Below are 19,878 nucleotides of genomic sequence, written 5' to 3' on the forward strand. Positions count from 1 at the left end.
CCTCCATTAGAATTAAGTATTTTTTTTCGTGTGGTTTAAAACGCCTACAGTCTCCACCTTCCTAATGAGGACGATGTAGGCAACGATTGCCAATAAACTAGTTGTAAATATAACGATTCCAAAAGGGACTGCTGAATACTCTCCTGCGATTCCCACAAGAGGCGAAGTTACTGCTCCTAGAGCGAATTGAAAAGTCCCTATAACGGCAGACGCACTCCCCGCCATTTGTCCATGCGATTCCATCGCTAAGGTAATAGAAACCGGCCCAATGATCCCAATGGATACTGCAAATAAGAAGGTTGAAACAAATACTGCCAGTAAAGATCCATGAGAGAGAACTGTAATCAGGAGTGCGGAAGTAGAAATAAGGGACAGCAATAAACCGATACGAATTATATTGCGCTCTGTCAGCAGGTCAGCCATACGTTTGACTATTTGAGCTCCAATCATAATGGCAAGTCCGTTCATCGCAAACAGGATTGAAAATATTCCCGGCGACACACCATAAATGTTCTGATAAATAAACGGCGTGCCGGCAACAAAGGCAAATACACCAGCGAACAAAATACCATTTACAAGCGCATATCCCATAAATGTTCGATCGTGAAACAGACGACTGTAGTTTCTCATTAATTCCTTGACGGTTCCCTGGACACGATGCTGATCTGGTAAACTTTCCTCTAACCCCCAGTTTGTAATCCCAGTTAATAGTATTCCTAGAAGCCCCAAAAAAACAAACACACCAACCCATGAACTGAACGATGTAACGGTACTTCCGGCATTTGGGGATATTAATGGAGCGATATTGCTGATCATCGTAAGCAGAGAGATAAATTTCGTCAATTGGATCCCATTATATCTGTCCCGAGCAATCGCACGAGAAATCACAAGTCCGGCCGATGCTGCCACCCCTTGGACGAAGCGTAAAATGATAAAAGATTCAATATTGGGTACTAAAGCACAACCAAACGATGAAACAATATAAAGAACCATGGAGATCAGCAACGGCGCACGTCTTCCATACCTATCACTCAAAGGTCCCATGACCATCTGGCCTAAGCCTAAACCTAGTAGGCTGGCTGTTAAACTAGCTTGAATCATGGATGCGTTACTTCCGAAAAAATCCATGATTTGCGGAAGTGACGAGAGATACATATCGACTGTAAATGGTCCCAATGCGGAAAATGCCGCCAATATTAAAGCCAATCGGAGGGAATGATTTTTAAGTTTATCGTACATTCGTCTATAAAGTCGATATGTCGATAACGAATCGGTATCGCACGTCACTACGCAAAATTCGCTCATACGCTTCGTCTATTTGCTCGGCACGGATAATCTCAATTTGAGGCAGAATGCCATGCGCGGCAGCAAAATCAAGCATCTCTTGTGTTTCCGCAAGTCCACCAACCAAGGACCCCGCAATGCTGCGGCGACTCATGATTAGGGAGAACACGTTGTATTGACTCGGTTCCGCGGGTGCTCCGACATTAACAAGCGTTCCGTCCACACGAAGTAGCGATAAATACGAGTCGACGTCAATGTTGGCGGATACGGTGTTGAGAATCAGGTCGAATCGGCCGGCTAGCATTTTAAAGGTTTCAGGATCAAGCGTTGAAAAATAATAATCCGCACCAAAACTTAGCGCTTCGTTTTCCTTATCTTTCGCACGGCTTAACACTGTAACTTCTGCTCCCATCGCATGCGCGAATTGTATCGCGACGTGGCCCAAGCCACCCATCCCCAGAATAGCTACCTTTTTTCCTGGACCGGCATTCCAACGTTTCAAAGGGGAGTAAGTGGTAATACCGGCACACAAAAGCGGACTGGCTGCATCTAACTCCATGCCATCCGGGATATGCACAACGAACCTCTCAGTAACAACAATGTTTTGGCTGTAACCGCCATAGGTTGGATTGCCATCATAGTCCAAGGAGTTATAGGTAGCTACAAAGCCTTTCGAACAATGCTGCTCCTCTCCTCGGAGGCAATATTCGCACTCTCCGCAAGAGTCCACATAGCAGCCAACACCAACGCGGTCACCTACAGCAAATTTCGTCACCTTCTCTCCAACGGCCGTTACAACCCCAGTAATTTCATGACCAGGCACCATCGGGAAAATCCCGCCTGCCCAATCCCCGTGTGCACTATGAATATCGGAATGACAAATGCCGCTAAATTTAATATCAATCGACAGGTCATCCGGTCGTAATTGTCGTCTTTCAATCGTAGTCTTTTCAAATGGCGCTTTGGCCGCTGGAACACTTAGAACGTGAGTTTTGCACATGTGTGTTGTCTCCCTTCAATGAAGCAGATTAAGATGATTAATCAATTCGATTTGATTAGCGAAATAAATTTGATTAACCAACTAGTGTCTATTATTATATTATTAGGCACGTAAGTTCAATGGTTAAAAAAACGCAATCTGTTGATATATCAACAGAACTGCGGAATGTGTTAAGTATCTTAGAAAGTTTGGTGAATATACAATGGCTAAAACAGATCGGCGCATCCTTAAAACGCAGGAAGCTCTGAAAAAAGCTGTTATCGAACTGATGGCTGAAAAAAATTTCGATGATATAACCATTCAGGATATTTCAGATCGGGCTAACCTAAATCGAGGAACCATTTATCTTCATTATCAGGATAAATTTGATTTATTGGATAAACTCATTCAAACACACCTCAATGAATTAGGGGAGATGGATGAATGGGCTTGTAAGCTGGATTGGAACGAGGCTCTTGTACCCTACTTTGAATATTTCGAGAAAAATTATTTGTTTTTCTCAACCATGCTTGCAAGTACTGGGAACCCAGCTGCATTTCGAGCTCGGCTTCTTGCTTCTTTTATAGAAGGATTCAAGGGTGAAATTGACAGAGACAGCGGAAGAAATACAGATTTACTGGATGATGTCATGTTGCAATATGCAGGTACCGCTTATGCAGGCGTGATTGAATGGTGGATCAGAAACGGCATGCCCTATCCGCCTCAAGTTATGGCTAAACAAGTTGGCACCTTGTTAGGGAGAAGTTTGTAGGTTAAGCTGCTTCCAAAGGAAACGGCAGCCGATCAATGAGCGGCTGCCGTTTCGTCTTCATAATTTATAGTTTTTCCTATGATTCCTTATGTTTATAACCGTCAACGATTAGATCTAACTTTCCTGTTTCCGGGTCGATTACAAGGCCATGAACTGGAATGTTTTTTGGCAGGAGGGGATGGTTTTTGACCGTTTGCACGCTTCCTTTGACGGAATCCTCAACACTATCGAAACCGTGCAGCCACTGTTGCAAATTAATTCCGGAACTTTCGAGGGTTTCGATAGTTTCGGAAGATATGCCGTTCTCCATCATCTTATTAATCGTTTCGCCAGGGTCAATACAGCTCATCCCGCAATCATGATGCCCGACCACAAACACTTCGTCTGCATTTAATTCATATACAGCGACAATTACGCTACGCATAACGCTGCCGAATGGGTGCAATACAATCGCTCCAGCATCTTTAATGATTTTGGAATTCCCATCCTTTATATTTAATGCTCGGGGTAGGAGCTCAGTAAGTCTTGAGTCCATACAAGTAATAACAACCATCTTTCTCTCTTTGAACCTAGATGTTTTATATTTTTCAAATTCCCTCTTATCTACGAACTCCGAGTTAAAGTGTAACATATCATAAAGTCGATCCAAGCTTCTCACCTCAATTTCTCTTTTTATACCTAACAATCTTATCATAACCTACAAAGCACTCTCAACATGTAACTAAATCTCCAATTCATTGCCCCTGAGGGCCTCCATATCGATAGTGGAACCACTCAATGTCCAAATATCCATTTTCCGCTTTATTGTTAAAGCTAAATAGGCCGATTCGATCTCCCCGATAATTGCCCCAGTTGAGTTGATAGCGTTCATCGAAATCGATGAAATTTTTACCATCAAGACTATAAGAGAAGGTGTTGATTCCGTCTAGCCCCCAACAAGATCTTAACCATAGGTCACATTGACTGATTCGAGATCCTATAGATTGAATACCTGTATCGTTGTATCGGATTGTTCTAACTGTTCCCTCTTGTTTAATACTAATCGTACAATACCTCGTTCCAAAATGGCATAAGCCTGCCTCTTGCCCATCTTCCATTCCAGATAGATCTATCTTAGTGAAGACTACATTATTTACCGTTCTCAAGCTTCGTTGCGTAAGTATATTGCAGACTGTAAAAAAGTTCCCAACCTCTAGGGGCACGCATGCATGCAATCGGAGATAACCCTGTCTTTCTGTCAAAGACCATTTGCCAGCCCTAGGTTGATGATTCCATTCCCACTGTGGGTCTAACATGTCATTAGTAAAGTTCACGCTCGTACTTGGAGTGATCAAGGGGTAACTTTCTATTGGCTTTTGGCCTCCCCATACCATTTCTCCAATTTCATCCCCATCGATATCCTCTCCGATGATTGGCCAGCCATCCACCCAAGTGACTGGAAGCAAATGCAAGGTTCTCCCTTCATAATACCCGCCAGTCCCTTGATGTGAGATAAAATACCATGTCCCGTCCTCAGTTTGCAGCAAACCTCCCTGATTAGGCTCTCGATCCAGTGCCTCACCATGAGAATGAATGAGTTCTTTCTCCTCGTATGGACCACGGATATGTGAAGATCTGAGCATCATAACGACTCTAAGATCTTTTCCTGCCTGATGCCGAACCTCACTGTGGAAAAAGTAATATAAACCATCTATTTTGTAAATCTTCGTCGCTTCACTGCCCTTATATTGATGGAAAACGAAATCAGTATCCTTCCATAACTGGTTCCCTTCTTCATTCATCTGAAATAAATGCATCTTGTATTCATCGCTGAAATTTGTGGCAGCTAGGTAGCCTTGTCCATCTTCATCCCAAAATGGGCAGCAATCATCCCAACCTTCGATCTGCCACATATGCTGCAGAGGTTCCCAAGGGCCTTCAGGTCGAATCGATGAACTCATGAAAAATCCTTCGTCCGGCGTACAGAAATAGACCCAAAATTTATCTTTGTAGTATCGTATTGCCCCTGCCCAAACGCCTCTGCCGTACCTATTCATTTTGTCAAAATTCAATTCAGGGCTTATTTGCGTGAGATCATTGACGACGTGTCCAATAATCACCCAATTCACCAAGTCTTTAGAGTGCAAAATAACCATCCCAGGAGAAAAATGCAATGTTGAGGAAATACAATAGAAATCACTGCCAACTCGGATAACATCAGGGTCACTAAAATCTCCCGGTAGGATAGGATTAATGTACGTACCATCACCTTGATCACCCCAGAGACCGTTCTTTGAAGATAGCTCCAATGCTGATTTCACAGACTTCACTCCATTTCTCCAATAAATAATACGGCTATGCTAAAAAACCATATATTTCCTTCTAATTTTATCAGAAAGTCGACTTTCAAAGCCATCATTGTAAGGGATAGAGGCCAACTCTGAAAATGAATTAATTTTTCTGGTTTCTTTTGCTCAACAGGTTATCCTTTTCAGGATTTGCAAATACTATAGTATTAAGCTTGGACGACTTTATGGAGGTGCTTCTTATGATGTTTATAACCGTGTTTATCCTTTCATATGCATTATTTTCCCTCTCCGCTGTTTTATTTCCTACCGATGTTAACTATTATACTAGTCTTAATAAACCAGCTTGGAGCCCTCCCCCTAAACTATTCGGCATTGTGTGGAGCCTTATTTATGGTCTGATTTCACTTTCGATAGCCATTGTTTACACGAAAACAAATGGTTTTCAGGAAGCCTCTCTAACCTATTTCGTAACTTTGTTGATCAACTATATCGCTAATCAAGCCTTTACCTTTATCGAGTTTAAACTAAAAAACTTGCGTCTGGCTTTCCTAGATACGATTGTTGTAGCCTTCACTTCGTTTCTGTTGATATATTTCACGCTTCCTTATTCCAAACTTGCTGCGTGGTTGCTGGTACCTTACTTATTGTGGTCCTGTTTTGCTGCTTTATTGGCCTGGTCCATCTATCAGTTAAATAAGGATGTAAACCGTGCATATTAAAATTAGATGCTTCAGTTGAAAAAGCCCTTGAAATTTTCAAGGGCTTTTGATTATATTCTGAATTCTAGGATGACGCGAGCCAGTCCAGTGATAACGTTGTAAATTTGATGTTCATCTCTTTGGTTTCAGAAAAATCGCGTTCTACAAACCAGCCATAAATTGCAGGATCTGATCCTTCATGCCGGGAATCGGTTCATGACCGAAATCTGGATAAATTTCAAGCTTGACCGATGTTTTCATTTTATTGATTGCAGCAAATTGCGAAGACGGTGGACAAACCGTATCCATCAAACCAACACCAATCAATGCGTCCGCTTGAATTCGCGGTGCCAAATTTTGAATATCGATATAACCCAGTTTGGTAAACCACTCTTCCTCTCGAAGATGCTGGGGATCGAAATAACGGAAGAAATTCTGCAGCTCCCAATACGCATCCTTTGCTAGGTCCATTTCCCATACTCTCTTGTAATCGCTCAAAAAGGGATAGATTGATGCCACTTTGCGAACTCTCGGCTCAAGCGCCGCACAGGCAATCGCCAGCGCGCCTCCTTGCGACCAACCGGTAACGCCAACCCGGCCCGCATCCACCTCCGGAAAGTTCATGACAATGGCGGCAAGTTGCGCCGTATCCAAAAAAACATGACGAAAGAACAGCTTGTGCGGATCATGATCTTGCAATCCGCGAATGATATGGCCTCGCAAAGTATTGCCGACGACACCGCCTGTATCCTCGGACAGCCCACCTTGGCCGCGAACGTCAAGCCATGCAGTTGAGCAGCCAAGCACTGTGTAGGCCAGCAGCTCCGACCAATCCCCGCTGCAGCCGGAATAGCCATGAAACTGCAGCACAGTTGGATACTGTCCACCCGCCGTTTTGGGCCGCACATATTTAGCGTGAATTCGCGCTCCGTTTACACCTGTAAAATACAAGTGAAAACATTCAGCAGAAGGCACTTGAAATTCAGCCGGAATGAGTTCCACACAAGGATCAACGGCCTGCATCTCTTGAAGCGCTTGATCCCAATAGGCGTCAAAATCAATTGGCCTCGGATTGCGCCCTTCATAGGTTTTCAACTGTTCTAACGACAAATCAACGACAGGCATCCTGGACTATCCTCCTATGAAAAGGTCTTTGTTGACTTTCACGACCGCTTTCCGTATGCGGGAAGGAGCAGGGTCGTCTTTTCCCCTCAGGCCTGGCCTATGAACATCATGCGGATAAAAGACAGCGTACATGCCTGGGGTAAGCTCCAGGAACTGTTCCCCGGCAGCAGAATCGTACAAGCTATAATCATTCTCTTTGCTGCTTTCAACCACGGTAAGATTAGAAGATTCTCCCGCCCAACCAATCGTTTCTTTGCCGTCTAACAAAAAGTGAATGTCGATATACGTGTTATGCTTCTCCGCCCGGGTTTCTTGCACATCCCTTGCATTCAGTTCCATAACCGTATAGTAAATATCGTCACCTTGTAACACATATCTGCCATTCCCAATCTTGGAGAAATCCACGGTTTGTACCGCATCTATGATTTTCCTAAGCACCGGATGGACAAACTGGCGTTCCTTGCTCCAATTCTCCCTATTTCCTATAATCACAGCTGCACCCCTTCGTCTGCGTATTCCCAGATTTGCAAAGCCGCGCCGATCATGCCGCTCCAATTGCCTTTGTAGGCCGGCTCGATGCGAACGGCATCCAACATTGAAGCCATCGTTCGACTGCGCACTTCTTGACGCAGCCGGTCAAACAGAAGCTCACCTGCTTCTGCAACGCCGCCGCCGATGACAATCAGCCCCGGATTAAACGTGTGAATCAATGAAGCAATACCTGTGCCTAGAGCGGCTATCGTTTCTTCCATGATCGTACTAGCCAGCGGTTCGCCAGCCTGCCACCGGGCAAAAACTTCGCGCGTATCCACATCCTCCACAGGAAGCCCTTCGGATACCAGCTTCTCTCTCATCCTTCTGGCTATACTGGTCCCGGATGCGTATTGCTCCAGACAACCACGCCCTCCGCATATGCAGAAGGGTCCTTGAAAATTAACGGACATATGGCCAATCTCACCTGCCCCGCCCCATGCGCCATGCACTAAGCGGCCTTCAACTACGATAGCTCCCCCCACCCCGGTTCCGAGTGCAAGGCATATAAAGTTATCGATTCCCTTTCCCGCTCCAAACCGCTTTTCCGTGAGTGCAAGTACGTTCACATCGTTATCGACGTGTACAGGCAGATGAAATCTTTCTTCCATCATCTTCTTAAGCTGCGTACCTTGATAACCCGGTATAAGATCGGAGGAAAATCGAATATGACCGCTCGCCCATTCAATCTGCCCGGCGCTTCCGATACCGATCCCCCGTACCCGAAAGTCGGGCTGCTCCAGCACCACTTTCTGGAGCAAATTTTCAACTGCTTCCATTGCCCGATTGCCCGTATGCGTTTGCCCCGCTAAGGTGCTGAGGCTAAGCGAATGAAGGACTTCTCCCGACTCACAGACGATGCCCGTATTTATTTTGGTACCGCCGATGTCCACACCAATCGCGTAAGGGGATTGAGCGTCATACCATCCGGAATTCATCGCTTCACTTCCCCCGAATCCATGCTATTACGCAGGGCATTCACATATCGCGAAGTAATCAGCTGTGGACGGGTAATCGCACTTCCGACAACAACGTAAGGGACCCCGGCTTTCATCGCCTTAGCCGCATCCTCCGGTGTCCAAATGCGGCCTTCCGCAACGACGGGAACCTGCACAGACGCGCACAATTGAGACAACAGCTCGAAGTCAGGCTCGTCTTGCTGCCGGCTGTAAGGCGTATAACCCGAAAGTGTCGTTCCGATGAAATCTACGCCCAGTTTCTCTGCGGCCACCCCTTCCTCCAACGTGGAGATATCCGCCATAACAGCCACTCCATGCTCGTGGGCATAAGCAATCAAGGGCTTCACAGCCTCCAACCGTCCCTCGCGGTCCGTGACATCCAAAGCGACAATATCCGCTCCAGCCGATACGATGGCTTTCACCTCGGTAAGGGTTGGGGTTATAAAAATAGCCGAGTCCGGGATATCTCGTTTGATGAGTCCGATCACAGGCACATCAACTTCTTGTTTAATGCAAAGAATATCAAATACACCGTTCGTGCGAATGCCGATTGCTCCGGATTGCACCGCGGCTCTTGCCATTTTCGTCATCGTGTCGCCGCCGTGCAAAGGTTCGTCTGCAAGTGCCTGACAGGAAACAATTAACCCTTTTTCAGGAAAAAAGCTGCTCATTTTACTCATGTGTCATCCTTCCTCTCCCAAAAATGAATTAGACCTGAGCTTGGTTGATATACGACAAGATTTTCTCGTTGATTGCTTCTAAACGGCTAATTTCCGCCTCTGGCACTGGCAAGAACGGCAATCTCGCTTCGCCGGTGTTCAAACCGCGCAGCTTCAGTATCTGTTTGCAAGCACCATACAAGGATGGGAATGACAGCAATTCCGCAATCAGATCGTTCACAATAAACTGCCATTTGCGGGCTTCTTCCGTTTTCCCCTCAACATAGCACTGTTCAATTTTCATAAATAACTCTGGCATAACACCGTATGTGCCGCCGATACCGCCGTCCGCGCCAATGCTTCGGCCTGCCAAGTACTGTTCATCCGGACCGTTAAAGACAAGGAAATCATCTCCTCCAGCTGCTTTAAACTGCTGCAATTCAAAGGTACTTTCGGCGGATATTTTCACACCGATGACTTTGTCTTGTGCTGCCATTTTCGTAAGTAAAGCTTTCGATAATTGAAACCCTGTTGTTTGGGGAATATGATAAATAATGAACGGCAGCGATGTGCTGTCAATCATCTGTTGCCAGTGATGTTCAACGCTCTGCGGGGACAAGCGGTAATAAATCGACGGTACGGCCGATATCGCATGAGCGCCTACTTGCTCAGCATGTTTGGATAGCTCGACGCTATCTCTGGTGGAAGGTGCGCCAACATGTGCGATGATCGTCATTTCTTGGCCAACTTCCTCCATGACCGCCTCAAGCGTTTGCTTCCGCTCCTCGACGTTTTGAAGCATCCCTTCCCCGGAGCTGCCTCCCACGTATAAACCATTCACGCCAATATTGGCATAGTGACGAGCTAATTTTTTAGCCGCCTCTTTGCTCACTTCGCCTTTCTCGTCATAGCAAGAATACATAGCTACTGTGATACCTTTGAATCGCTCTAAGTCATAAGTTTTCATGTTGTTCATTCTCCTTTGATTTTGTCTTGAATGAAATACGTTTCCGGTGATACGAACCCCGGAAACGTATTTTCACTTATAAAAAGATCTATTTCGACGAAGCTGCAATAATATCGTTTGACTTCTTCACCCAGTCGTCCAATGCTTGTTGAGCTGTTTTGGCCTTCGTCAATGCGGCTTGAACCTCAGGGTAGAAAGCAGCGCGAGTCTGCGGGTATCCTGGAACGGATACACCGATGTCTCCTGCATATTTGAACAATTCAATGGTTTTGCTTTTCATTGTGCCGTGCTCATAGCTTTTCGCAAGCGATTTGCGCGCTACAATGACAGATTCCGCTTGGGTCATCTTGCCCATGTTTTCCGGGTTGTTGGCAAATTTCACAAACTCTTTGGCCCATTTCATTTTCACTTCATTCTTCGTATTCCACATCCAAGTGCCGTAACCGAACAATACCGTGTTTGAAGATTTTCCGTCCACAGAAGGGAAAGGAACGATATCGACATCGAATTTCTTGGCATTTCCTTCAGCAAATGCCTTATTCAGCGTCGGCAAATTCCCGATATTGCCAAACGCCATGCCAAGCTTGCCTTGAACGAACATATCGTTGAATACCGCAGTCGCTTTTAGGCCGGCCGCGCCTGGCGGAACTACGCCCTCATCCGTCAGCTTGGTCAAGAATTCAAGCCCTTTAACGCCTTCCGGAGAGTTCAGAGTTGCCTTGGTATCGTCTTCATTCCACGTTTTTGCGCCAAAACCCCATAGAATTGAATGAGTTCCTTGGTCACCGCCGGAATCCCCAGCATAAAGCCCGTAACCGTAAGTTTGCTTCGACGGATCCGTCACTGCCTTTGCCGCTTTTAGAAACTGTTCGGAAGACCACGGCTGCATGTTTTGAGGGAGCAGATCCAGCGCACCTTTTGCTTTGAATAAATCTTTATTAACTAGTAGACCGATAGCTACTGTACTGTTTGGAAAAATATAGACCTTGTTGTCAACCGAAACGGATTTCAATGTTTTTTCTTCGAAGTCTTGTTTGTCAATAATATCGTCAAGCGGAACCAGCAAGCCTTTTTTGGCATAAGACAATGGCCAGAAGAATGAACCTTGTTGAATGTCAGGAACTTCGTTCGTATTGGCGGCAACGCTGATTCGTTCATTAATTTTGTCATCCGGTGTTACAACCATGTTAATTTTCACATTTGGATTCGCTTTTTCAAATCCTGCTTTGATGTCATCATAGACTTGCTTCACATCACCGCGTGCATCAACCCACCAAGTAAGCTCGACTTTCTCTTTCGAAGCTGTTGTCGCTGCCGGCGCATTGCCCGCGTTCTTTTTCTCGTCTGTTTTGGCGCATCCCGCGGCAGCTGTTACAACTAACGCCGAAGACAACAAAGTAATGGCAAGCTTTTTCATGTAAACCCCTCCAATTTTTAATTCTTCAAATCGGAAACCGTTAAAACAATTTTCTTGCTCGATTGGGACGAGGGCTCACCTCCTAAAGTAGTATCCTAGGGGCAATTTGAAATTTAACCCTTTACACCGCCAAGTGTGATACCTTTCACGAAATACTTCTGAAAACTGATGAAAATGATGAATACCGGTATAAAACCAAGGGATGCGGCAGCCATTTGCAGCCCATAATTGGCCACATATTCCGATACGAGTGTTGAGATACCCACATTTATCGTCATTTTGGTCTTATCGCTGAGCATAATCAGCTGCCAGAGGTAATCGTTCCAGGCATACGTAAATGTAAAGATGGCAAGCGCGCCAATGGCAGGTTTAATGATCGGGAAGAACAGTTTAAAAAACAATCCGATTTCAGAGCAGCCATCGATTCTTCCGGCTTCCAACAGTTCAGTCGGTACGGATTCGCTGAATTGCTTCATCATGAATACCGCAAACGGAATGGTCAACACCGGCAAAATGGCGCTTGCCAAATTGTTTACAAGACCAAGGTCCCGCATCATCGTAAATAAAGGGACAAGGGTAATTTGTCTAGGAATGAACATTGCAATTAAGACGGCGCTAAAGAAAAATTCAGAGCCTTTGAATTTCCGCTTGGTTAAAGCGTAACCAGCCATGGATGCAATGAGGACAACGCCAACAGTGGCAATAACAGAAACGAAACCGCTATTATATAACCAATAAAAGATGGAGCCGTCATTGATCAGATTGGAGAAGTTCGCCAATGTTATTTTTGTAGGAATCCAGTCTGGAGGAATTTTCACGCTGGAAGACTGGTTCTTAAAAGCGCCGGTAAACATCCAATACAACGGAAAGATAAACAATGCGGCAGATACATACAGAAGGATATTCCCCAATGCCTTCATGATCAAGTAAGATGATTTAGCCATGAGTACTCCTCCCTTAGTATTGAATATCTGACTTCATGAGCTTAAACTGAACAACGGCCACAATCGAAATCAGGACAGTAATAATGATGCCCATTGCAGAGGCTGCGCCAAGCTTTCCATACACGAATGCGGTTTCATATAACAAAAACATAATCGTGGAAGTGGCGTAGTTGGGTCCGCCTCCCGTTAGCATTTGTACAACAACAAAGGTTTGGAAGGCCCATATCGTTGACATGACCAGAATATACAACGATGTCGGTTTCAAGAGCGGCAGCGTAATGTGCCAGAACTTTCTTGGCGCTGAAGCCCCATCGATATCCGCGGCCTCATAGTACTCAGGAGATATATTACCCAATGCAGCTAATAGTAAAATAATAGGTTGTCCCACGTTAAAGGTCACAACGACTAGAATCAGCGCTAATAAGGCTACTCGCTCATCGGAAAGCCACATGACCGGCTTTGCACCGAACAAGGATAAGGCATAGTTGGCAATCCCGTTCACAGGGCTATAGATCCAAGCCCAAATTAAGGAAAGAATGACTTGAGAAGTGATGATCGGCAAGTAAAACGCACCTCTGAAGAAAGAGGCAATATGCTTATGTTTGCCATAAATGAGCACAGCCGCAAATATGGCGAAAATAAATGTTAATGGCACTGTGCCGACAACAAAACCGAATGTGTTGGCGATGGAGCGTAAAAAGACGCGATCTGACATCAATTCCGCATAGTTCCCAAGCCCAATCCATTCCTTCTTCCCTAATCCGTAATCGAAAAAACTAAGATAGAAGGCGTTCACAATCGGGTAAATCTCAAAAATAAGAAACAAGATGGCAAATGGAGCAATAAAAAAGAGCCCCCAAAATTCACCTCTAATAGACTGCGACGCCTTAGCAACTCTGGTCGTCATCTTCACCCCTCCAAATCATAAACTGTTATTCTAGTTGTTTTTCTATTTGTATAGCGCTTACAGAAATTATTATAGTTTACCGAAACTTTATAAAACAGGAACGTATCTATCGGTTTTGTTCATAAAAATAAGGAGTTTTTACGGCTGTTCACTTTTCCACGATCATTGTTCACTTTTTTACGAATGAGCAAACAAAAACAACAAATCCTCCTTAGGATAAGGAGGATTTGAACTTTACACGGTATTGTTGGGGGCTTACACCCATCGTTTTCTTAAAGATTCGGCCAAAATAATTAAAATTCTCATAGCCTACCTTTTCTGCGATCGCATAGACAGGCAGCTTGGATTCAAGCAATAATTCCGCTGCTTTTCCTACACGAATTTGATTGAGATATTCCGAAAAGCCCACCTGCGTTTCTTTCTTAAACAAATAGCTTAAATAATTTTCACTCATTCTGACTCTTTCGGCGGCATGCCTCAAAGAGATGTCCTCTGTATAATTAGATTTCATGTAAAGAATCAATTGTTGAATATCTTCCCGGAAGTTTCCTCCCCCAAGTGCTTTCCCTTGACCGCAGCAGTCATCAATCAGTTGTTCGAACCATTGCTTCGCCTTGTTTAATTCATCAAGCTTCAGGACTTGTTTATATAGGGGTTCCTCCTGCTCAAGCTCTTTGAACAAGTCTTCCTGATAAGGTTTTAGGCCGTTCTGAATCGTATGAAGCAGCTGTAAACACAATTGGATGCACTTCTCGACAGGACCTTTCCACATTGCCATCCGTTCAAATATTCTGTCCAGCACTTGCTTAATCCCCGCCGCGTTCATCCGGTCCAATTCGACTTTCAAGACCGTCTCATCCTCTTGCGTCATCACATTCCATACTTGAATGTTCTCCAAATGATCCCCATATAGATAAACCTTTTCTTTTCCTTCATAAAAATAATTTTGGAGCGCGCGTTTCGCCTTCGAGTATACGTCTGGCAGACTCTGTATACCTTGAGACCCATCACTAATCCCTATGCTAAGAGATAGATTAATAAATCTTCTTGCGGCCTCAATGATCTCCTTGCCGAACCTAATCGCTTCGTCAATTGTATGCGTTCCCGCCTTCTTTTTGGGAAAAAGCAGGACGATTTCTTCCTCATTCACATCTTGAAATATACGCTCTGTGTTCTTATCCAGCTGTAAGGATATAAGATTCATTAACTTCATCTTGTCCGAGCTATCCGTTCGATGCTGATCACGATGAATGGTCATCAGTACAAACACATAGCCATTCAGAAAGAATGCTTTATTTTCTTCCGCAACATGCGCATCTTCCGCCATGGCATTCCCCTGAAAAATCCACTGCTTCAGCTGCCGCGAACCTCCGTTTTCACTCAATTCCACCGCGGGCTTGGTTTCGATTTGGCGCTGCCGAACCTCACGGCTTGATGAAATTTTCTTCGAAACCTCAAGCAACATTTGCAGAAGTTCTTCAGGCTTTAATGACGCTTTCAAGATATAGTCTTCTACGCCCAATTTCATCGCTTTCCGCACATATTCATAATCATTATGGGAACTGAGCACAATGATATGCGTATCCGGATACTCGCTCTTCACTTTCTCAATCAGCTCAATACCGTTCATTCTTGGCATGACAATGTCGGTCAGCATGATATCGGGTCTCGTCTTCTCGATAATCTCCAATGCTTCCAAACCATCCTGTGCATCCCCGACATAGGTCAGCTGATGCTGCTCCCAGTCAATCAATGATTTTATACCTAATCGAACCAAAAATTCGTCATCTACGAGCAGTACTTTCAGAGGCATAAGCATTCCCTTCTTCAATCGTTTTGAGCGGCAATTTGAACTCGACCGTCGTCTCGTTCGCCTTGCTTTGGATATGCAAACCGTACCCTTCACCGTATTGAAGCCGGATGCGCTCATGCACATTCCTAATCCCAATACTTTGCGATGCAGCATGTCCATGTCCTTGCAATAAGCTCTGATTGATTTCATCGATTTTGTCCGGATGGATCCCTGTCCCATTGTCTGTAACGGTTAAAATCATTTGATTTTGATCTTGGTCGGCCATAGCCTTAATCGTAATAACACCTCTTCCTTCCATCGACTCAATTCCATGGTGAATGCTATTCTCTATAATGGGCTGGAGCATAAATTTAATGGCTTCCTGCTTCATTAACGGCTCGGGAATATGAAACTCGACACTCAATTTATCGTTGTATCTCAATTTCATGAGGGTAATATAGTGCTGAACATAGTCCATTTCCTCTTTGAGCGAAATCAACGTTTCCCCTCTTCCAATACTCGCTTCCATCATACTTCCCAGGCTGGACAGCATCTCCCCGACCTCCCGGTCATTGCGAATGTAAGCCATCCATTTGATGTTGTTCAACGTATTCAAAATAAAATGCGGGTTAATCTGTGCCTGAAGCGCTCGGAAACGCATTTCTTCTTTCTGAACGTATTCCTCCTTCAACCTTTGAAGCAGATCCCGAATTTGTCTGGCCATGTGGTTATAGGTATCGATCAGCGTAGCAATTTCATTGGGACCCGAAAGCGCCAAAGAGCTGTTAAAGTCGTTTTTCTCAATTTCTTTCATTCGTTTATTTAAAAGCTTGACCGGCTTGGATACTCGGTAAGATATGCTGAACGCGAGCAGCATAAATACGATGACAATGATCCCGACCGTGATCATATTCGTTCTGCGTAAATCAAATATTTCCTTAAACACCGTATCGTAAGGAATAAACTGTATTAATTTCCAGCCGGTTAAACCGATCGTGTCATAGCTGGCAATCCATTTCCGATGATTTTTTTCCACAATCAACTGCCCTTTGGAGGAGTCCCATATTTTGGAGACGTCTTCTGGTAAAACCTCTATGGGATCCATGCCCTCTTTCATGGAGCTGGAAATAATTTTCCCCCGTTGGTCCATGATCATGACATTGCCGTCCAATTTCGACATATACTTGCGAAAATCGCTTTCGCTTACGCTAAAGAGCTCGATCCCGATATTTTGATTGGTTTGCACATCTGTTATGGTTTTAATCAGCGTAACGAGCTGACTCCTGTCGTAATAAATATAATTGTTGCTGTCATTCGCCATCCAGCTAATGCCAAACGGTTCTTTTAACATCTCTTTATACCAATCCGATTGAACATACTCGTCATATAAATCTTGTTGAACAATTTTGTTGCTTAACCAATTACCGTGCATATCGAGCAAAGTTACATAGCTTTCCGAAAAATAAGAAGAATAAAGCTTATTCATTGCGTTATCTGCAAGCCGCAGCTTTTCGTAATAGGTAACGGAATTCGGCTGTTTCAGCAGGGAGGTCATATTGGGGTTCGTTGAGATGTCTACCGCGGATTTCAGCATATCCTGCAGCAATAACTCAATATTGAAATCGATTTGGTACAAAGCTTCTGATGTCGCATTGCCGATTTTATTCTCAATCACGCGCTCTAAAGGCTTATCGATCCAAAAGGCGCTAATAAATAGGGGAATAATGAGAAACAACAGAATGAAAAAAAGAATCTGGTTGTGAATAGAATTCCAGCGTTGCATTGATTTTTTCACCCATTGCATGGCGCGACCCCACTCTGCTTAAAATTTACCTGCCCTCCTCCCCCATTCTCCAATTTGAGAACGAAAACGAAGAGCAACTTTTAGGTGAAGTCTACCACACTATGCGCATAGGTACAATTTAGATCATCTATTGCTCCACTCCGTCAATATACTTAGAAACTCCTCCATTGCCGCTCATGGTAAAAGGATTTAAGCATGAAATTACTTGACATAAACCTTACTTCATTGTAAATTTATAACGCAAATGAATATTCTATGTAAGCTATTCATATCATGAAGTAATTAAATATTTGTTGTATTTTGGAGGAGCCTGTCACCAAGGGCTCCTTTTGGTTTTTTTTAGCCATGCCGAGCCCTTGGTTGGGCTCTTTTTTTATGCAAAGAAAGGAGCGTATATGAATATCCTTATTGGATATTTTTTATCAAAACGCAAATAACATGTAGGAGGAAAATTATGGAACAACAAGCGATTTTAGCAATTGGCATCTTTTTAGTGACATACGGCATGATCATTGCCGAGAAAATTCATCGTACGATCATCGCTATGCTCGGCGGCGTCCTCATGGTCATCCTAGGTGTAGTTAATCAAGAAGACGCTTTACACCATATTGATTTTAATACCTTAGGGCTGCTTATAGGCATGATGATCATTGTTAGCATTACTGCAGAAACTGGGTTATTCCGATATATCGCTCTTGTCTCTGCTAAGAAAGCGAAGGGTGACCCTGTTCGTATTTTAATTTCACTCGTGCTCATTACTGCAGTTGGGTCTGCCTTTCTTGACAACGTTACGACCGTACTTTTGATGGTGCCCGTTACATTCAGTATAACTAGGCAGTTAAAAGTGAATCCTGTTCCTTTTCTGATCACACAAATCCTCGCTTCTAATATTGGCGGTACAGCGACTCTAATCGGGGATCCGCCGAATATCATGATCGGCAGTGCAGTTAAAGAATTAACGTTCATAGCATTTATCAATAACCTTACTCCTATCGCCGTTATTATCATGGTTTGCATGCTGCCTATTTTTGTTCTCCTGTTTCGTAAGCAAATTCAAACGACGCCTGAATTAAAGATGAGCATCATGCACATTGACGAGAAAGAAGTCATTACAAACCGTACTTTATTGATTAAAAGTGTCTCTATCTTAGGGCTTACAATCATTGGTTTTTTCCTGCATCAAATGCTCCATCTGGAGTCAGCAACCGTCGCCTTGACAGGTGCTTTTATTCTACTTCTTTTAACTGGTGAACACGCCATGGAAAATGCCTTCACCAAGGTGGAATGGACCACAATATTCTTTTTCATCGGTTTGTTCGTGTTAGTCTCAGGGCTAGTGGAAACGGGCGTCATCTCCAAACTAGCCGCGCAAGCGATTGAGCTGACAGGAGGTAATCCAATCGCGACATCCATGTTAATCCTATGGCTAAGTGCGATTGCGTCAGCTTTTTTAGACAATATCCCTTTTGTCGCAACAATGATTCCAATGATACAAGAAATGGGCAATATGGGAGTAGATAACCTGGAACCTTTATGGTGGAGTTTAGCGCTTGGTGCATGTTTGGGCGGAAACGGGACATTAATTGGAGCGAGCGCCAATTTGATCGTTGCTGGGTTGTCAAGCAAAGAAGGTTATCCGATTAAATTCGTTACTTTTATGAAATATGGCTTCCCCCTCATGTTGTTCTCCGTCGTATTAGCCAGTATTTATATCTATGTCCGCTTTTTAATTTAGCTAGGAGGATTGCAATCTGGAAAGAGGAACGATCTGTCCGAAACATCCGGAATCAAGAAAAAGAAGCTCACTAAACTTAAAGAAGAGCCAGATCATCACCGGCTCTTCTTGTACTTCATTATTTTGTATTCAAATCAGCGATCGAATCGATATTCATGTACGTTGGAACAACTAATCCCAGCTTCGTACCGTTCAAGTTCGGTCCCAAATCTTCAAATTTACCGGCAAATTTATCAAAGTAATCTTTATGCGTTGTTGGAAGCCATGCTGCAACTAACGCGTCAGCACTACCGTCAGAGATACCGGCCCACATAGGACCAGCCTCAACTTGAAGCATTTCCACTTTATAGCCCAGCTTATCTTCCAAGACAGTTTTCACAACATTCGTACTTGCAATCTCCGAATCCCACGCTACATAAGCCAACTTCAACTTCTTCCCCTTATCTTGGGAGAGATCTTTCACCCAGCCGTCAACCTTGCTGGCGTTATCCTTTACCCAATTGGCTGCGGCTTCTTCCGGTTTCTTGCCTTCAGCAATTGCCGACATTACAACAGCCATCTCCTCAGGCGTCCATTCAAATCTATCTAGCATTGTATATGCAGATGGAGCCTCCTTTTTCAAGTTATTGCGGACGATTGTATGGATTTGCTCATCTTTACCAAAGACGCCTTTCGGATCGTTTAAGTATTTTAGATCATATTTGGCAAACATCCAGTGCGGGGTCCAGCCTGTTACAATGATCGGCTTCTTATCTTTATAAGCCTTATCAAGAGCTGCTGTCATTGCCGCGCTTGAACCCTCTACCAACTTCCAATCCTTTAGATCGTAATCTTTGATTGACTGAGCCGTTTGTTTCATCAATCCCGCTCCTGGGTCGATCCCAATAATTTCATGATGAACCTGGCTTCCGAGCGTTTCTTCTGCCGATGACGATGCGTCTTTGGAGCACCCTGTCATGACCATTACTGCAACTAAACTGACCAACATCCCTATTTTCGCTTTATTTTTCAGCAAAT

The 19,878-nt window shown here is 44.1% G+C and carries 18 protein-coding genes; 3 read left to right on the forward strand and 15 right to left on the reverse strand.

Annotated features, from left to right (window positions below; genetic code table 11):
- Positions 1-12 precede the first annotated feature (12 nt).
- On the reverse strand, positions 13-1,206 hold the full coding sequence (locus ACUN27_RS26175; RefSeq protein ID WP_445559789.1) for a multidrug effflux MFS transporter: 1,194 nt from the start codon (positions 1,204-1,206) through the stop codon (positions 13-15).
- A gap of 37 nt (positions 1,207-1,243) precedes the next feature.
- Positions 1,244-2,284, reverse strand: coding sequence for an NAD(P)-dependent alcohol dehydrogenase (locus ACUN27_RS26180; RefSeq protein WP_315954694.1), 1,041 nt, complete (start codon positions 2,282-2,284; stop codon positions 1,244-1,246).
- 202 nt (positions 2,285-2,486) lie between these two features.
- Here ACUN27_RS26180 and ACUN27_RS26185 point away from each other — a divergent pair, with 202 nt between their 5' ends.
- Positions 2,487-3,035: a TetR/AcrR family transcriptional regulator gene (locus tag ACUN27_RS26185; RefSeq protein WP_326063444.1), complete on the forward strand. Its 549-nt coding sequence runs from the start codon at positions 2,487-2,489 to the stop codon at positions 3,033-3,035.
- Positions 3,036-3,111: 76 nt separating this feature from the next.
- Here ACUN27_RS26185 and ACUN27_RS26190 read toward each other — a convergent pair whose 3' ends face one another.
- Together ACUN27_RS26190 and ACUN27_RS26195 are read right to left on the reverse strand one after the other, a co-directional pair.
- A complete protein-coding gene (locus tag ACUN27_RS26190; RefSeq protein ID WP_315954882.1) occupies positions 3,112-3,684 on the reverse strand; it encodes a beta-class carbonic anhydrase in 573 nt (190 codons plus the stop codon).
- Positions 3,685-3,769: 85 nt separating this feature from the next.
- Entirely contained in the window at positions 3,770-5,335 is a 1,566-nt protein-coding gene (locus tag ACUN27_RS26195) for a glycoside hydrolase family 43 protein (protein ID WP_315954696.1), read from the reverse strand.
- A 227-nt stretch (positions 5,336-5,562) separates the two neighbouring features.
- Between ACUN27_RS26195 and ACUN27_RS26200 the strand changes: the two genes are divergently transcribed.
- A complete protein-coding gene (locus ACUN27_RS26200) occupies positions 5,563-6,042 on the forward strand; it encodes a TspO/MBR family protein (protein ID WP_315954697.1) in 480 nt (159 codons plus the stop codon).
- A gap of 141 nt (positions 6,043-6,183) precedes the next feature.
- Here the strand turns inward: ACUN27_RS26200 and ACUN27_RS26205 are convergent, their stop codons facing one another.
- From ACUN27_RS26205 to ACUN27_RS26250, 10 genes are all read right to left on the reverse strand, one after another.
- Complete coding sequence (locus tag ACUN27_RS26205; protein WP_445559790.1) at positions 6,184-7,146, reverse strand: acetylxylan esterase; 963 nt, start codon at positions 7,144-7,146, stop codon at positions 6,184-6,186.
- Between the two features lie 6 nt (positions 7,147-7,152).
- The gene (locus tag ACUN27_RS26210; RefSeq protein WP_315954699.1) at positions 7,153-7,638 is read right to left on the reverse strand and encodes a YhcH/YjgK/YiaL family protein; all 486 of its coding nucleotides are present in this window, start codon (positions 7,636-7,638) and stop codon (positions 7,153-7,155) included.
- Entirely contained in the window at positions 7,635-8,615 is a 981-nt protein-coding gene (locus ACUN27_RS26215; RefSeq protein ID WP_315954700.1) for an ROK family protein, read from the reverse strand. The genes ACUN27_RS26210 and ACUN27_RS26215 overlap by 4 nt, the downstream gene beginning before the upstream one ends.
- Entirely contained in the window at positions 8,612-9,307 is a 696-nt protein-coding gene (locus ACUN27_RS26220; RefSeq protein ID WP_315954883.1) for an N-acetylmannosamine-6-phosphate 2-epimerase, read from the reverse strand. Before ACUN27_RS26220 ends, ACUN27_RS26215 begins: the two co-directional genes overlap by 4 nt.
- A 37-nt stretch (positions 9,308-9,344) precedes the next feature.
- On the reverse strand, positions 9,345-10,262 hold the full coding sequence (locus ACUN27_RS26225) for a dihydrodipicolinate synthase family protein (RefSeq protein WP_315954701.1): 918 nt from the start codon (positions 10,260-10,262) through the stop codon (positions 9,345-9,347).
- Positions 10,263-10,350: 88 nt separating this feature from the next.
- The gene (locus tag ACUN27_RS26230; protein ID WP_445559791.1) at positions 10,351-11,679 is read right to left on the reverse strand and encodes an ABC transporter substrate-binding protein; all 1,329 of its coding nucleotides are present in this window, start codon (positions 11,677-11,679) and stop codon (positions 10,351-10,353) included.
- 113 nt (positions 11,680-11,792) lie between these two features.
- The gene (locus ACUN27_RS26235) at positions 11,793-12,623 is read right to left on the reverse strand and encodes a carbohydrate ABC transporter permease (RefSeq protein WP_315954703.1); all 831 of its coding nucleotides are present in this window, start codon (positions 12,621-12,623) and stop codon (positions 11,793-11,795) included.
- 13 nt (positions 12,624-12,636) lie between these two features.
- The gene (locus ACUN27_RS26240) at positions 12,637-13,530 is read right to left on the reverse strand and encodes a carbohydrate ABC transporter permease (protein WP_445559792.1); all 894 of its coding nucleotides are present in this window, start codon (positions 13,528-13,530) and stop codon (positions 12,637-12,639) included.
- A 211-nt stretch (positions 13,531-13,741) separates the two neighbouring features.
- Positions 13,742-15,343: a response regulator gene (locus ACUN27_RS26245; protein WP_445559793.1), complete on the reverse strand. Its 1,602-nt coding sequence runs from the start codon at positions 15,341-15,343 to the stop codon at positions 13,742-13,744.
- Positions 15,315-17,105, reverse strand: a complete 1,791-nt coding sequence (locus ACUN27_RS26250) for a sensor histidine kinase (protein WP_445559794.1) — start codon at positions 17,103-17,105, stop codon at positions 15,315-15,317. The genes ACUN27_RS26245 and ACUN27_RS26250 overlap by 29 nt, the downstream gene beginning before the upstream one ends.
- 475 nt (positions 17,106-17,580) lie before the next feature.
- On the opposite strand from ACUN27_RS26250, the gene ACUN27_RS26255 reads away from it, so the two are divergent.
- Complete coding sequence (locus tag ACUN27_RS26255; RefSeq protein ID WP_315954707.1) at positions 17,581-18,861, forward strand: ArsB/NhaD family transporter; 1,281 nt, start codon at positions 17,581-17,583, stop codon at positions 18,859-18,861.
- Between the two features lie 118 nt (positions 18,862-18,979).
- Here ACUN27_RS26255 and ACUN27_RS26260 read toward each other — a convergent pair whose 3' ends face one another.
- A complete protein-coding gene (locus ACUN27_RS26260; RefSeq protein WP_418936962.1) occupies positions 18,980-19,873 on the reverse strand; it encodes a glycine betaine ABC transporter substrate-binding protein in 894 nt (297 codons plus the stop codon).
- Positions 19,874-19,878: the final 5 nt, after the last annotated feature.

It is taken from the genome of Paenibacillus sp. WC2504, assembly GCF_052682475.1.

Coding starts and splice junctions, on each gene's coding strand:
- ACUN27_RS26230 (WP_445559791.1), bottom strand. CDS start 11,679: ATGAAAAAGCTTGCCATTACTTTGTTGTCTTCGGCGTTAGTTGTAACA.
- ACUN27_RS26255 (WP_315954707.1), top strand. CDS start 17,581: ATGGAACAACAAGCGATTTTAGCAATTGGCATCTTTTTAGTGACATAC.
- ACUN27_RS26220 (WP_315954883.1), bottom strand. CDS start 9,307: ATGAGCAGCTTTTTTCCTGAAAAAGGGTTAATTGTTTCCTGTCAGGCA.
- ACUN27_RS26205 (WP_445559790.1), bottom strand. CDS start 7,146: ATGCCTGTCGTTGATTTGTCGTTAGAACAGTTGAAAACCTATGAAGGG.
- ACUN27_RS26245 (WP_445559793.1), bottom strand. CDS start 15,343: ATGCCTCTGAAAGTACTGCTCGTAGATGACGAATTTTTGGTTCGATTA.
- ACUN27_RS26225 (WP_315954701.1), bottom strand. CDS start 10,262: ATGAAAACTTATGACTTAGAGCGATTCAAAGGTATCACAGTAGCTATG.
- ACUN27_RS26200 (WP_315954697.1), top strand. CDS start 5,563: ATGATGTTTATAACCGTGTTTATCCTTTCATATGCATTATTTTCCCTC.
- ACUN27_RS26250 (WP_445559794.1), bottom strand. CDS start 17,105: ATGCAACGCTGGAATTCTATTCACAACCAGATTCTTTTTTTCATTCTG.
- ACUN27_RS26240 (WP_445559792.1), bottom strand. CDS start 13,530: ATGACGACCAGAGTTGCTAAGGCGTCGCAGTCTATTAGAGGTGAATTT.
- ACUN27_RS26235 (WP_315954703.1), bottom strand. CDS start 12,623: ATGGCTAAATCATCTTACTTGATCATGAAGGCATTGGGGAATATCCTT.
- ACUN27_RS26185 (WP_326063444.1), top strand. CDS start 2,487: ATGGCTAAAACAGATCGGCGCATCCTTAAAACGCAGGAAGCTCTGAAA.
- ACUN27_RS26180 (WP_315954694.1), bottom strand. CDS start 2,284: ATGTGCAAAACTCACGTTCTAAGTGTTCCAGCGGCCAAAGCGCCATTT.
- ACUN27_RS26215 (WP_315954700.1), bottom strand. CDS start 8,615: ATGAATTCCGGATGGTATGACGCTCAATCCCCTTACGCGATTGGTGTG.